Origin of the sequence: Fluviispira vulneris (assembly GCF_014281055.1) — a bacterium.
Classification (GTDB): domain Bacteria; phylum Bdellovibrionota_B; class Oligoflexia; order Silvanigrellales; family Silvanigrellaceae; genus Silvanigrella; species Silvanigrella vulneris.
In genome coordinates this window covers 121,075-135,933 of record NZ_JACRSE010000005.1, presented here as the reverse complement: position 1 = coordinate 135,933, position 14,859 = coordinate 121,075, and the positions used below count along the sequence as shown (strand labels likewise).

The following is a 14,859-nucleotide window of genomic DNA, read 5'->3' as shown; positions in this document are numbered from 1 at the left end:
AACACGATTATAAATTTTGAAAATCGTGTTTTAAGTTTTTCAAAATTTGAAATTGACATTTTAAAGTATCTAAATTAATTATTTATATAAATCAGAGAATATTGTGCTTTTATAAGTTCAAAATTTCTTACAATATAAAAATAATGATTATTATAAAAAAGTCGATAATAAAATTATAGATTGGTGGGTGTATGCAAGATATCAATTTGAGTAGAAAAGATAATGTGTTAAATATAGAATACATAAATAAAGAAATTTTTTATATTGTTGGAGATAATTTTGATGAATTTGCTCAAGGAAATAATGTTATAACTCTGAGTAATTTTATTTCTGACTTAAAGAGTAATAATAATAGTGTGCAAAAATCTGTTTACTATTTAGGACAAGGCTTAAATAAGCAAGAAAAAGAAATAATTATTAAATATGCAAAAGATTATGAAATACAAGTGATTTTCCCAGAGACAAGAGCAACAATCGAGAGTAAAGATACTCACAAGCATAAGCAGGAAAATATTTTAATAACTTGTCCACATAAAATCGATAACAATACATATCAGAGCCATTTGATTATTGACGATTCTTGCGCGGAAATGAGTGATCATATGACAGGGAGACATATACAAGGAATGGTTCTAATAGAAGCAGCTAGGCAAATGATGATTGCAATTTCCGAAAAATATATTTTAGAGCATAATAATAGAGGTAAGTTTTATTGTATCTGGAGTAATATAGTCACAAAATTTAACAATTTCTTGTTTCCAATTGATGTTGTAATTGAGCATCACATATTAGATATGAAAGTACATACAAGTGGGACTTATAAAATAAATAGTAGTACTAAATTTATACAAAACAACATAATAGGCTCTGAAATTGAAATTGAATATAAATTATATAATAAAAAAATAATGAAGAAAATAGAGGAAGAAATTGCTGAAAAACATATTAAAAATTTTTCACATAAGATAAAAAACGAATTCCTGCAATCTTATAATTTTTAATATTTTGATTCATTCAAGGAGATCTTATGATTAATCAAAATATAAGTCTAATAGAATGTACATACTATAATTTTTTTGATGTTGATGAAACTATTATCAAAGAAAAAAGTATGTTTAGTTTTTTGAGATTCTATACAATAAAAATGACTCTTAAATTTAACATTATTGTGTTACTAAAATATTTATATTACATCGGATTAATTAAGTACTTAAAAACTAAGAAATTTTCAAGAAACAATATTAATGAAATTTATTATAGATTTTACAGAGGAGTAGATATAAATGAGTTAAATTATTACGCTCATGAATGGTTTGATGAAGTGAAAGAAAAAAGTAATTTTTTTAATGAGAAAATAATCAGTGAAATTAATTTTCATAAATCTAATGGAGCTAAAGTTATTTTTGTATCAGGTTCATTTAAATCTTGTCTTAAACCAATAGCTGATTATATAGGAATAGATGATATATTGTGCACAAAAATGGAGATAATAAATGATAAATGCACAGGTAAATTATTAAATATGCCTGTAATTGGTCAAGGGAAATCAAATATTATAAAGTATCACCTTTTAAAAAATAATTTTTCTAATTATTCATTATGCTTTGCATATGGGGATCATATTTCAGATTTGCCAATGTTGAATTTTGTTGGAAATCCACGAGTTGTCCCAAAATGTAAAAAGCTATTGGCACATGCTAAGAAAAATAATTGGATAATAGTTTAGAAAGAATATCTTAATAAAATATTTTAAGGAATGAAATATGTTTGCAAATATCGAGTGTATTAGTTATTATTTGTCAAAAAATGATTTTGATAATTATAATGCGAGTAAAATATTCAGCAATTATACTCCGGAAAAAATATACCAAAAAACTGGCATAAATAATAGAAAAATTGCAAATGCAAATGAATTTTCATCTGATCTTGCTACAAGTGCTTGTGAAGCACTTTTTTTAGAGCATAAAATTAACAGAAGCGAGATTGATTATCTAATTTTGTGTACACAATCTCCTGATTATTTAATGCCAACTACAGCGTGTATTGTCCATAAAAATTTAGGATTACAAAATTGGTGTGGAGCAATAAATATTAATCAAGGTTGTTCAGGATTTATATACTCTCTTGGAGTTGCTAAGGGACTTTTAGAAACTCATCAAGCCGAAAATGTTCTATTAATCACTTCTGAAACTTACTCAAAACATTTAGAACCATCTGATCATTCAACAAGAACAATTTTTGGTGACGGAGCTGCTTCGATTTTGATTAATAGAAAAGCAAATTATCAGAAAATGAACACGTTTTTATACGGTACGGATGGTTCTGGTCTAAATAATTTAATTTCATATAAAGGAGGTATGAAATCATGTGAAAGCAATAATAATTATTTTTATATGAATGGCCCTGAAGTTTTTCATTTTGCGATAAATGCAGTGCCGGAGATGTTTAAGAAATTGATCTCTGATTTTGAAATTAATTTAAATGAAATTGATTTTTTTATATTTCATCAAGCAAATAAATATATGCTAGATTCATTAAAAAATAAGTTAAAAATACCAGATGAAAAATTCTTGTGCTTTATGAGTGAACATGGGAACACTGTGTCAGCAAGTATTCCTATTGTTTTTTCAGAATTTGTAAAGAATAAAACTATAAAAAGGGGTGATAAAATAATTATGGTTGGATTTGGAATTGGATACTCTTATTCGCTTTCTGTTATTGATTTCTAATGAAAGGATATTTTATGAATAACAATGAAGTAATTTCTAATGTATTAAATATTTTTGAGAAAAATGTTACATCTGATATATATGATGAAAAAATAGAATGGGATTCATTAAATCTTATTTCTATCATGGTTTTTCTATCTGAACACTATGGCGTAAATGAAAAACCTGATAATTTAGATAAATTATATAAATTTAAGGATTTATTTGCTTATCTGGATTCTGTAATAGTGAAATCTATTAATTAATTATCCTTGTAAAAATTGGAGTTGAGATGCTTTATTTTGACTATTTTAAATTTTGTGTTTTTTTTGGGATGAGCTGTTGGATATTTTTAATATTCTTGAATAACTTGAAAGATAAAAGTACAAATTTTAATATACTTCATAACATGTTTACGATGAGAGAAATTAAAAATGATAAGAATACGAGTCAAGCTTTGACGAAGAGATCGATTAACTCGGAATCATTTGCAAAAAAAACTTTAGTTTTTGTGACTTTATATCAGTTTATAACTAGTATTTTTATGATAATATCTGCATTGTTTTATCTACTTACAATTTTAATTAATTATGAATATGCAACCTTAGCGATTCAATTTATGAACTTTTCACTTGTGTTATTTGTAGCAATGTGGATTTTCTTTATTTGTGGTGGCTTATATTTTGGCTATTGGATTAAAACTCCACAATACCAACAGATGCATTTTAATCTTTTAAAGGTTTCTATCTTAATTTTTTTACTGATTAATTATAATACAGGAGGTATGTCTTGAAAATAAATCACTTTTTATTAATGATTTTTTTAATGGGATGTGCATTATTTGTTGTTGGGCAATTGTATGTTCCAATTTCTTTAAATTCGAATATTTCAACACAATTTAATGTAACAGCTTCAGAGTCAATGCTTGTAAGCTCTGTGTTCGGATTATCCTATGCTGCAGGATTTTTAGTGCTAGGTTCTTTATCTGATAAGTACGGGAGAAGAACGGTTTTAGTGTCTGGTCTCAGTATTTTAGCTCTGATGACTTTTGTCATCAGTTTATCTTCAAGTTTCACATTTTTATTGATAGCAAGAGCATTTCAAGGGTTTGTTGCTTCATCTTTTCCCCCAGCAGCTTTATCTTTGGTCAGCGAAACACTTGAATGCAACAAGCGCCCATTAGGAATTTCTTTAATCAGTCTATCTTTTTTAGCTTCTGCTCCTGTTATTCAACTTCTATCTACTTGGTTAGATATAAATTTTTGCAAAGTGATGCTACTTTTAGTCCCTATTTATTTAGTAGGCGCTTTAGGAATATTTTCTTTTGCCCCAAAGACTCTATCTAATTTGAAAAAGGAAAAATTTGTTTTAAGAACTCAATTTTTCTTATTGCTAAAAGATTCAAATATTTTAGTTTCATGGTTTGTTGCCACAACTGTTTTATTTAGTTTTGTTGCATTCCATTCTGGAATGCAATCCTTAGGTAAAAATCTGAATGTAAATTTACAATATCTTAGGTTTGCTGGATTACCTACACTGTTATTTGTATTTTGGGCTTCCTCTCTCATCCGTAAATTTGGAGCATTTAAAACAACACTTATTGGGTTGGTGATAACCATATTAGCATTTGTAATTGGATTGTTTAATAATAGTTTAAATTTATTAATTGCAAGTGCAGTCTTAACCGCTGGAGTATCCATCACGACTCCAAGTTTAATAGCATCTATCTCGGGTAGATCTAGCATGCAAAATAGGGGGCTTTCACTTGCGATCTATAGCTTTATGCTGTTTTTTGGAGCAAGTGTTGCGCCAATAAGTTCACAATATTTTGCCCAATTTGGCTTAGTAATTCTAAATATTGTCCCAATTTCATATATTTTAATAGGTTTTATTATAATTTATATGGCAAAAAAGTCGGATTACAAAAAGATTTCTTATCATGAAGCTTAATTTAAGGAATATTTAAAGTGAATTTAAAAATAAATAAATTTTCAAATACAATTATAGCAATTTTGATTATAACTAATACTTACGCAGCGATAGGTTTAGATAAGAAAGAAGAGGTTATGAAAAATACAAATACGCAGACACAATTGCAGAAACAAACTCAGATGCAAAATAATCTGATTTTAGATATACCAGAAAAATTTAATAAAAAAATTAAGAAAGTGAAAGTCAAAATTGATAGTCAAAACGCAGATCTTATTCGATATGAGCGCTCAGATGGCGTCAATACTGGATTAATGGGCGAACATTTTAGCATGCTTATAAGTGAAAATGGAAATTTAAGTGGTTTTACCCTTATGGATGCTGCATTGGCACAAGGAAATTTGCCATCCAAAACTGAAGCTGAAGAAATTGCTTTGAGATTTTTAAACGAGCATGCTCCTGATCTTCTTGAGTCATTTAAGATAAGTTGGATTGATAAACATAACGAACAAATTCAATTAAAAGATAATAAAAAAACTGTTGATCTAACCATTACTGGTATGAAAGTTAAGATGCAAAATACAAAAGATAAAAAATGGTTTTGGGTTATTATAGGAACGAATAAAAAAGTATTTGTATTCGAAAGAGATATTATTTGGATTTCATTTCCAGGCCATAGAAAAACAGAAAAATGGTTACATGATAGTTGGTTAGTCAAAAATAATTTTGCAGATCTTAGTATATAAAAATTCGTTTAAATTTAAATATTGTAGCAACTACTCGGTTTCTTCAGTTTTGTTACTATTGATCATAATTATGCTTTGAAAGTATATCTTTGTTTTTTTTTTTTTTTGTTAAAAAAATGTTTATAATTTTTAAAAATACTTTGTTTTTTAAAATATTAATAAATAGATATTAAAAAATTTAGTTTAATTAATATTACTAAAAGGGAGTCTATTTTTCAGAAATAAATTTAGACTTTAAAATTCTATATTTACTTATTTTAATTGAATAATTTCATAATATATAAATATTTTTTAGTGTTACTCAAAAGTTAAATATTTTAATTTTAATAAATTTTTAATAATTATGTGAAAAGTTCATTTGTTGAAAATACCTTTTACTTTTTTTTATAAAATGAACAGTTATGTATTTACTTTTAATTTGTTTTATGTTAATCGCATTTTAATATTATTAATACGATATTTATCTTCTAAATATTAAAATAATAGGATATTTAAAATGTATCTTTTTTCAGAAAATTCATATAATAATATTTTAAGAATTAAAGAACAATGTGAAACAAGTTTACTAAAAGAGCTTAACGTTAAACTTGGCTCCTCATATCATGAATATAGTCCTTTAATGTGTTCTATTGGTAAGTGGAATGATTTTCATGAAGAAGACTTATTTAGAATTTTTCCATTACAGAAAAATGTTAAGTGTATAACTGATTTAAATTTGCTAAACAAGTTAGAAAAAATATTTACATCAGAAGATAGCTATTTACCACTTGATTATATCGTAGATAAAGAAAATACAAGAGTAAGTTTTTCTTCTAAAAATTTTCATAAAGAAAATGAGTTTGTCAATTTAATTTACACTGCAACAGATATTATTAAAGATTCTGATTCATTTTTGTTCAAACTATATGAAAGAATGATAAGTTATATATTTCCTATTTTTCCTCTTAAGGGAGCAAATTTATTTACTGCTTTTAGTACCTATCGTATGATGGATAGCATTTTTATAAGTCCAAATAATTATTCATCTCAGTATCAAGAAATTGATTATTCAATTCATTTAATTCACGAACTTGGGCATCAGGTTTTATATGTTTGGCAAACTTATGATCCTTTAATTTTAAATTCACAAAATACGATTGCATATTCAGCCTTAAGAAAATCTTATCGCCCTGCACTTGCTTCTCTGCATTCGGCTGTGGCCTTGGCATTTATGCTTAAGCTTTGTTACTCAATTGATAATCTGGATAATTTAACTAGTGAACAAAAAATATATATCAGAAATAGAATTAATATATTTTTAGTAGATCTGAAATCAAATATAAAAAGTATAATTGATAATTGTACTTTAACAAAGATAGGGGGAGGTATAATCTTGGAAATATGTGAATTAATTGATGAATAAATAATTTAAAATATTTGATTGGAGGAAATATGAAAAAAAGTATTTATTTAATATCGATAATTGGAATGATCAATACTCAAAATGTTCAAGGAAATGAGTTGGATATTAATTATGAATATAATGAGAATTTTTGTAAAAATATTGAATTGGATAATAATAAACTTGAAGATAGTTCTTTAAAAAAACTTTGGCGAACGAATATGCCCATCGATCTAATGACAGCTGGTGGTGAAAGTTAAATTTAGAGTTAAAATATGAAAAAATATCTACTTCTTATTTCTACTTTTATTTCATTTCACTCTAATCTTATAGGAGCTCAATTGGAAACAAGTGGAATTGTATTTTATAGTCCTACAAATGCAGAAAATCCTTGGGTTGAAGATGCAGCTGCTGACACTCGATATACTTTTAATACAGCTGTATTAAATTTACTTGTATATATGGATGCAGAATTTAATATAAAGCCAATTACATTGAAGGAATTTAATTGGGATTATAGGAAGAATCAATATATTTTAACAATTCGAGACAATCTCTACTTTACAAATGGCCGTAAAGTTACAATTGAAGATTTAGAGTTTAGTATACTGCGCCCATTTTTTGCAAATGCTAGAAATGAAGGTACAATGCAGCTTATAAACATAAAGGGGACCGAGAAAATAAATCCTGGTCAAGCGTATAAAAGTGGATTAGTTGAGGGTGTTAAAATAATTGATGCATATTCTCTTTCAGTTACTCCGAGCGCTCCCAATCCAAGTTTTATGTATACATTAGCACGATCTAATTATTCATTGGTACCTATTGAAGAATTTGAGCAGGATCTTTTGAATTGGAAAAGATGGCCTATAGGTGTTGGCCCTTATATAATTAAAAATGAAGATAAATTAAATCGGCAATTTACCCTTGAACTAATTGATATTGAGAATTATCCAAATGCACCTAAAAATATTATTTTTGATCTTAAAAGAAATTTAAGACCAGATCTATCACTAAAAGACAGTTTTGCAGTAAATAATACAGTGTATTTAAAAAAAGAACTTATTTTTCCAATTTATATCCGAATAATTTCTTTTAATTATAACAATGAATTAGGAAGTAATTCTGATTTTAGAAAAGCTTTAAATCTTGCATTGATGAGAAATCCTATTTCTAAATCTACATTAATAGCTACCAAACCATTAAATGAAATTGTTACAAAGGGTTCGATTGGTAGGCTGAATAATGAAGAAATACATAATATAAATGAGTCTAAAAAAATATTTCAAAAAATACTTTCTAAGCATAAAAATAAAGTTTTTAAAATTCCCTATACTCCAGATTTAGAATATTTAGGGAGTACATATCGAGTAATTATTACTAATCAACTTAAAGAAGTAGGTTTAAATATAGAGTTTATTAAATCTGATATAATATGGGATACCTTTCAAAGTGAATTTGCTGAATCTCCTTTTCGTTTAATGGGAAAAGGAGCTGATTTTTATGATCCTCTGCTCACCTTTACCTTTTTTAAAAAAGGAAGTCCCCTGATAAATGGGTACCCCAACGACGATATGTTAGAGAACTTATTGGAGGTAGCAAAACTTTCTTCAAATAGAGATATTCTTGGTAAAAATATAGAAAAAATATCGAAGTATTTTTATGATAACAATACAGCTATTGCTCTTTTTGAAATACCGGCAATAGCTTATTATAATCCCAAAAAAATAAAATCAGTTGGTGAGCAGTTTGGTGGTCAAACATTCCATTTAGCAAATATTATTATGAATAATAAATAAGTTTTATGAAAGTTATTGAATGAATGTAAATAGAATTGTTATCTTCAAATTACTACGATATTTTATAATAGTTTTAAAAAATTAAAATCAGTTGGTGAACAGTTTGCTTATCGGGTATAACAATATGTATTTATTTTTTTATGAGGTGTTTTATAAATATAAAGATCTTACTACAAAATGAAATTGTAAAAAAATCAAAAAAAGATACTTTTATTATTATCTTGTTGGCTACTGTTTTATTTTTTGGCTCATTATCATTATTTATTTATTAATTTTATTTTACTATTCCGAATAAAATTCTTGAAGTTTCTCTGCCAAGTATATTGCATTCCTTTGATCGAGGAGATGAATTTTATATCAAGAATAAATTTTCATATCTTATTAAAACAAATAGTTTTTGCTTCTTATGGATTGAAGATAAGTCAAATTATATAATTCAACCTAATCATTCATTATGTAGTATTGATATAAAATCTTATAAAAATAATTTGGTAATTAAACGAAATAAATTTAGATTTTATATTATTCAGAAACATTATCTTTCTAAAAGTAGTTATCCTGCTGTTTATACTGTCAAAGAAATTGAAATGTATCTAATAGCAATTATATATTTTTTAATTATATTCGCAATTTTTTTAATTTCAAAACATTTACTCAAAATTCGCTTAAAAAGTTATCAACACTTTGTAAATCAAATTAAATCTGCAGAAATGACTGGTATAACTACATCTATCAGGATGCTTGCGCATGATATCAGAGCACCATTTTCTATGTTAAACATCATTATATCATCGATAGAAAAATCCAAAAACTTGACCGAAGTAAATGCAAAACTATCAAAGTCAAAAATTGATCTCAATATATATTTGGAAAAAGTAACGAATATGTTAAATGATTTTATGAGATTTGGAAAGAACGAAAATATAGAGAGCTTTAATCCTGAAGATATAGTGTATAGTTCATTATTAAACTCTTCTAAAATAAGTGAGATATGTAAAATTAATTTTTCATATAAATTTACTCATAAAAACAATATTTGTTTTTCTAAAATACAATTTGAGAGAATTTTAAATAACCTCATTTCAAACGCAATTGAGGCGATGAGTGGAATTGGGAATATTTGGTTTCATACTAAAAACATTGTCGTAAATGAATATATTTATATTGAATTTTGTGTTGGAAATAATAATGCGTATATATCGGAGGAAAATATTCAAAAAATATTTGATCTTAATTTTACCATAGGAAAAGAAACAGGAAATGGAATAGGATTATATAGTGTGAAGACATTAATAGAATCTTCTGGTGGAACAATTTATTGCAGGTCAGCTTATGAAAGGGGAGTTGAATTTATTTTCTCAATCCCAGCTTCCTCAGATAAAGTCAGTCCTCCAAAATATAAATTTTTACCGGATAATTCAGACGTAATACTGAAGTTAAATATAGATAATTACTTGGAAAACAGGAAAGAATTGAGTTTGGATAATATTAATCAGATAAACAATGAAATTTTATATAACAATTATAAAATTTCTGTTCTTTTAATAGATGATGAAGAAAAATATTTATCTGCACTTTATGAGCTTTCTATAGAAATATTTTTAGGTTCCGAAAAAAATATTAGTTTTTATAAGGCCAATAACTATGATGAAGCTATTCGAATTTATAATGAAGAAAAGCCTAATATTATTATTTCTGATATCGATTTAAAAGATAACTTTCATACTGGTTTCGACATTATCAAATATGTTCTAGATATTGATAAAAATTGTTACATATGTATACATACAAACCGAATATTTTCTCAAGATCGTGTATTTGAAATGGGAGCTAAACAATTTATTGCAAAACCCATATCTAAAAGCCGGTTATATGAAATTTTTTACGATTATTTATTGCAGAAAAAAAATTTAGTGAATATTAATAATAATGATTTAAAGGAAACTGTTTTAGTTGTGGATGACAGTGATTTTTATCTTAAAATGTGGAAGAAGTCTTTAATAGATGTAAATGTCTTGGTATTTGAAAGTCCCGAAGCGCTGATTGAAAAAATTCAGGAAGATTCAGAAATATTAAAAAATATCTCTTGTATTATATTAGACTACTATTTTGACGGATATAAGCAAAACATTGTGCAAATGAATTTTGTAGATTTATTAAGAAGATATGGCTATAAAAATCCTTGCTTCTTATCTTCTGAAGTGTGTTGCAGTGAACAAGAACTTAAGGTTTTTGATGGGTTTATTGAAAAGCAACCAAATACTTTCTCTAATATTAAAAATATGTTTCCAGATAAATTCAAAAGGATGAGATTATGAAAAAAGTTTTAAGCGATGAGCAAACAAAATATTACGCAAAAAGAATTACACATTTCTTAAAAGGCTTTCGCAACCGCTCACAGTATACGACTCAAAATATTGCAGATATTTTAGAAATGTCACTGTCAAATTATCGTAAGCTAGAAATAGAAGGGTACCCTGAAGATAGTAAATTCATGAATGCGATAGAGACCTTGTGTACTTTTGGTAGTCTTGATAATATGACATTACATGAATTCGCGTACTATTTAGACAATCCCAATAAGTTTTTATATACAGAAATTAAAAATAATCTTTCACCCAATGTAAGAAATTTATTTGGTTGGGAAAAAATTCTATTAGAAAATTATCATACTTTGGATTTGGATACGCGTACTGAATATATGCAGGAATTCATGGCTGACAAAAATGATTCAACTCATTTCGTTCGAATCATTAAAATCTCTTTATTATTACATAGCATAATAATAGAAAAAGTAGGTAAAGATAATCTGAAATTGTTTGATGCACTGCTAGAATTTGTTTTCACTAAGTCCAAAAATAAAAATCAGCATAGAATTGATTCAGCTATAAAATTGCTTTCTAAGTTCTTTAAGTCCAATGACCCAAACTAAAAAATACAAGCTCCTGTCACTTCTCAACAGAGGCTTGTAATAGTTAATAATTACTCAAGATAATTAAAATGAATTTTTCTAACATTTTTTTGCAATGATTGTTACAAAAACTCCTAATACATCAGGTATTATCTCAAAATTTGAAAATCCAGACTTCTCTAATATATTGCATAATTGTTGAGGTGTTCTAACGTTATTTTCATAATTATTTGTGAAGTATTTAAAAAATAAAGATTGAAATCTCTGATCCTTGGAGTTTATTTTATCAATGTCCCAGCATGAATCTTTATTGAGCTCAGGTGGAGGAACAGTTGTGCTCGTTATAAGCTCTCCGTTTTCTCTTAAAGAAGCATGCATTTTTTTATACATTTCAATTTTCTTTTCATCACTGTCAACGAAAATATTGAGACCATGACTAATCAATAAATCATATTCATTTTTGTAATTAATATCCCAAGCGTCTTCTTCAGTAAACTTGCAATGGTAAATTAATCCTTTTGCCAATGCAATTGCTCTTGCTTGCTGTAAGCTAGACTTATCAAGATCAATTCCATGAATTAAAAAGTTTTTATATTCATGAAAATCTAATGATAAAATGTCATTCATTAAGCCACATGGAAGGGAAGCTATTTTTATGTTGTCTCGTAATCGTTTTTTTATTTCAGATTTAAAAATTTGATATCTATGTTGAGTGGCAATAACAATAGGTAATTTTTCAAGCAGATATTTTTCATTTTCATTATCAGAGACATTAAAGCCCAGTTTTTTTGTTTCAGGATACGAACACATATATTCTGTCCAAAAACCATTAAAACCATTGTTTTCAATATAGAATCTTCCAATTTCAGAACTTTTAACTTTATCGAGAATTTTAATGAGTTCTTCTTGCAAGATTTTGTCTGAGATACTATTTTTAATTTTATTTATTATTTCTTGATAAGTATTATCAAAGTTATTATTTTGTTCAATTTTATGAGATAATATATTAGCCTGTCTATGATTGTTCATCAAATCCTCTTTAAAGTGTATTTGTAAAAAAGTTAACTCAATATGCTCAATAAATATGATTAAAATCATATTTATTGAGCATATTACTGGGAACCATAGACTTAGTTTTTTGGGGATTCAAGTAAGAAATAAATGATTTTGTTTATAAATTAATTTAATCTAACTAAGTGATAATCTTTTTTGCCTTTACGCAGAACTATTGCGTTGTGTTCTGTTTGGAAATCAATTTCTTTTATTTTGTAAGTAAAATCAGTTAACTTATCACCGTTAAAATACAGACCATTGCCCTGTACAAGTTTCCGTGCTTCGCCACGGCTTGTGGATAATTTACATTTTACAAGCAGAGCTAAAATATCTAGACCAGCTTCGATTTCAGATTTTTCCACTTCAGTAGTGGGCGCATTGGAAAGATCACCGCTTTTTCCAGAAAAAAGTGCTTTTGAAGTTTCTAAAGCCTTCATAGCCTCACTTTCTCCGTGCACAAGTTGAGTGATTTCGAAAGCCATGCGTTCTTTTACTTCATTGATATTTGGATTTTCAAATATTTTATCGATCTGCTCTTTTTCCAGCAAAGTGAATACGTTGAACATTTTTAAAATGTCTGCGTCATGCACATTGCGGAAAAACTGAAAAAAGTCATACGGCGAGGTCATTTTTGGGTCGAGCCAGACAGCGTTGCCTGCTGTTTTCCCAAATTTTTTGCCATCGCTACCTACAAGGAGAGGGGTTGTCACTGCAAAAGCTTTTCCACTGGCAACGCGGCGAATAAGATCTGCCCCCCCAAGTACGTTTGACCACTGATCGTCCCCGCCAAATTGGATAGCACAGTTGTAATTTTGATATAAATGTAGAAAGTCATATGATTGCAACAATTGGTAGCCGAGTTCCATAAAGGTCAAGCCACCTTCTTGAAAGCGTGATCGATTGACTTCGGCAGAGAGCAGGCGCGCAACGGTGAAGTGACAACCGACATTGCGGGCAAAATCAATCCAGCTCATTGGCCCGATCCAGTCATTGTTATTGACAAAAATAGGTGCATTGGGTGCTTTGAGATCGAAGTAGCGTTTGGCTAAGTTTTTAAAGTTTTCAATATATTCTGAGATTTGCTCTTTTGAATTCATTGGGCGCATATCGGTTCTTCCTGTGGGATCCCCGATCATTCCTGTGGCTCCTCCAAAGAGAACGATAGGTTGCAAACCAGCATTTTGCGCTCTTCTTAATAGCATGAGAGCAGCTAAATTCCCCACATGCAGGCTTGCTGCAGTGGGATCGAATCCGCAATAGGCTGCATGGATTAAACCTTTTTCATTTTTGTTTCCTTTAGCTAGCAATTGTTCTAATTCTTCTTCGTGACTTATTTGCGCAATGAGGCCTCGCTCGCGAAGCTTTGAAATAAGAGAACCTTTTGCTGTCATGATATCTTTTCCTTTCTGTGTGGAAAGCATCTCTCTTTTGGAGTTCAAAATGTCCTTTAAACTAAAGAATATTATTTTTGTCCAGTGTTGTTTGTCTAATATATTTTTTCAAGAGTTAAGTTTTGCTGATACACCTAAGCCTTCTTATGCATTAATGTCCCCTTCTTCTACTTTTGCAGCTTTAAGTGGTGCAGGTGCTGCTGCACCAGGGGATGCTTCGATGGTAGATGCCAATCCTGCTATTCTGCCAGCATTAAAAAAAGAATATTATTTATTTGGAGGTACAGCGTGGCAAAAGCAGGCTGATATGGTTGAATTTGGAATTTTTGATTCTTATTTAACTCCTGTCGCAACGGTTTTAAGAGCCAGAGAAACTCTTTCAAGTGATGACATTGAGCGCGATAGAAGATTTACTTTAGGACTTGCTTATCAAATTCCTGAAATTAAAAATTTAAGTATTGGTCTGTCATTTGAATATCAGCAACTGATATTGACTGAGAAATGGAAATGGCAAGCAGAAAATTATAGAATGGGTGCAGGTTTGTTTTATCAAATTGACCTGGCAAGTGGTCGTCCTATATTTTTGGGTCTCAGTAGCCTTGGGATGTTTGATAAATACAACCCAACAAGCTTTGATGCAGGGATATCCACTGTTGTTTTAGATGGTTATTACACATTGAGTGCCGATGCTTTGTTTGATTCAAAGTCAGGATTTTTATCAGCAGTAGGTGGCTTTAATGTTGCAGTTCATAGATTCTTTGATATTAAAGGAAGTGTTGGTTATAATCCAAATGAATCAAGGTTTTTTTGGGGAACAGGAATTTTTTTTAATGGTCCAGTGCTTCGTCTCTATTATACACTTGTCAAGACTGATTCCGATGATACAACACTCAGGCAAACTGCGGGCGCACAGGTCGCTCTCTCTCTTTAAATTTTAGTTCTCG

General features: G+C 28.4%; 15 protein-coding genes. 13 read left to right on the top strand and 2 right to left on the bottom strand.

What is annotated here, in order from left to right; all coding sequences use genetic code 11:
* Window positions 1-191: 191 nt before the first annotated feature.
* From H7355_RS12040 to H7355_RS11985, 12 genes are all read left to right on the top strand, one after another.
* Complete coding sequence (locus tag H7355_RS12040; protein WP_186647844.1) at window positions 192-1,001, top strand: AfsA-related hotdog domain-containing protein; 810 nt, start codon at window positions 192-194, stop codon at window positions 999-1,001.
* Between the two features lie 26 nt (window positions 1,002-1,027).
* Window positions 1,028-1,726 (top strand): HAD family hydrolase, encoded by a 699-nt coding sequence (locus H7355_RS12035; protein ID WP_186647843.1) that lies wholly within the window; start codon window positions 1,028-1,030, stop codon window positions 1,724-1,726.
* Window positions 1,727-1,763: 37 nt separating this feature from the next.
* Entirely contained in the window at window positions 1,764-2,729 is a 966-nt protein-coding gene (locus H7355_RS12030; protein WP_186647841.1) for a ketoacyl-ACP synthase III, read from the top strand.
* A 14-nt stretch (window positions 2,730-2,743) separates the two neighbouring features.
* Window positions 2,744-2,974 (top strand): acyl carrier protein, encoded by a 231-nt coding sequence (locus tag H7355_RS12025; RefSeq protein WP_186647839.1) that lies wholly within the window; start codon window positions 2,744-2,746, stop codon window positions 2,972-2,974.
* A 26-nt stretch (window positions 2,975-3,000) separates the two neighbouring features.
* Entirely contained in the window at window positions 3,001-3,501 is a 501-nt protein-coding gene (locus tag H7355_RS12020) for a DUF2165 family protein (RefSeq protein ID WP_186647837.1), read from the top strand.
* A complete protein-coding gene (locus H7355_RS12015) occupies window positions 3,498-4,658 on the top strand; it encodes an MFS transporter (RefSeq protein WP_186647835.1) in 1,161 nt (386 codons plus the stop codon). The genes H7355_RS12020 and H7355_RS12015 overlap by 4 nt, the downstream gene beginning before the upstream one ends.
* A 17-nt stretch (window positions 4,659-4,675) precedes the next feature.
* A complete protein-coding gene (locus H7355_RS12010) occupies window positions 4,676-5,383 on the top strand; it encodes a hypothetical protein (protein WP_186647833.1) in 708 nt (235 codons plus the stop codon).
* A gap of 496 nt (window positions 5,384-5,879) precedes the next feature.
* Window positions 5,880-6,785, top strand: a complete 906-nt coding sequence (locus H7355_RS12005) for a hypothetical protein (RefSeq protein ID WP_186647831.1) — start codon at window positions 5,880-5,882, stop codon at window positions 6,783-6,785.
* Window positions 6,786-6,814: 29 nt separating this feature from the next.
* Window positions 6,815-7,024, top strand: coding sequence for a hypothetical protein (locus tag H7355_RS12000; RefSeq protein ID WP_186647829.1), 210 nt, complete (start codon window positions 6,815-6,817; stop codon window positions 7,022-7,024).
* Window positions 7,025-7,039: 15 nt separating this feature from the next.
* Entirely contained in the window at window positions 7,040-8,560 is a 1,521-nt protein-coding gene (locus tag H7355_RS11995) for an ABC transporter substrate-binding protein (RefSeq protein ID WP_186647827.1), read from the top strand.
* Window positions 8,561-9,147: 587 nt separating this feature from the next.
* Window positions 9,148-10,878, top strand: a complete 1,731-nt coding sequence (locus tag H7355_RS11990; protein ID WP_186647825.1) for an ATP-binding protein — start codon at window positions 9,148-9,150, stop codon at window positions 10,876-10,878.
* A complete protein-coding gene (locus H7355_RS11985; RefSeq protein WP_186647823.1) occupies window positions 10,875-11,492 on the top strand; it encodes a hypothetical protein in 618 nt (205 codons plus the stop codon). The genes H7355_RS11990 and H7355_RS11985 overlap by 4 nt, the downstream gene beginning before the upstream one ends.
* 78 nt (window positions 11,493-11,570) lie before the next feature.
* Here H7355_RS11985 and H7355_RS11980 read toward each other — a convergent pair whose 3' ends face one another.
* Entirely contained in the window at window positions 11,571-12,500 is a 930-nt protein-coding gene (locus H7355_RS11980; protein ID WP_186647822.1) for a class I SAM-dependent methyltransferase, read from the bottom strand.
* A gap of 149 nt (window positions 12,501-12,649) precedes the next feature.
* Window positions 12,650-13,915 (bottom strand): tyrosine--tRNA ligase, encoded by a 1,266-nt coding sequence (gene tyrS, locus H7355_RS11975; protein ID WP_186647820.1) that lies wholly within the window; start codon window positions 13,913-13,915, stop codon window positions 12,650-12,652.
* Window positions 13,916-13,964: 49 nt separating this feature from the next.
* Here tyrS and H7355_RS11970 point away from each other — a divergent pair, with 49 nt between their 5' ends.
* A complete protein-coding gene (locus H7355_RS11970) occupies window positions 13,965-14,846 on the top strand; it encodes a hypothetical protein (protein ID WP_186647818.1) in 882 nt (293 codons plus the stop codon).
* Window positions 14,847-14,859 lie beyond the last annotated feature (13 nt).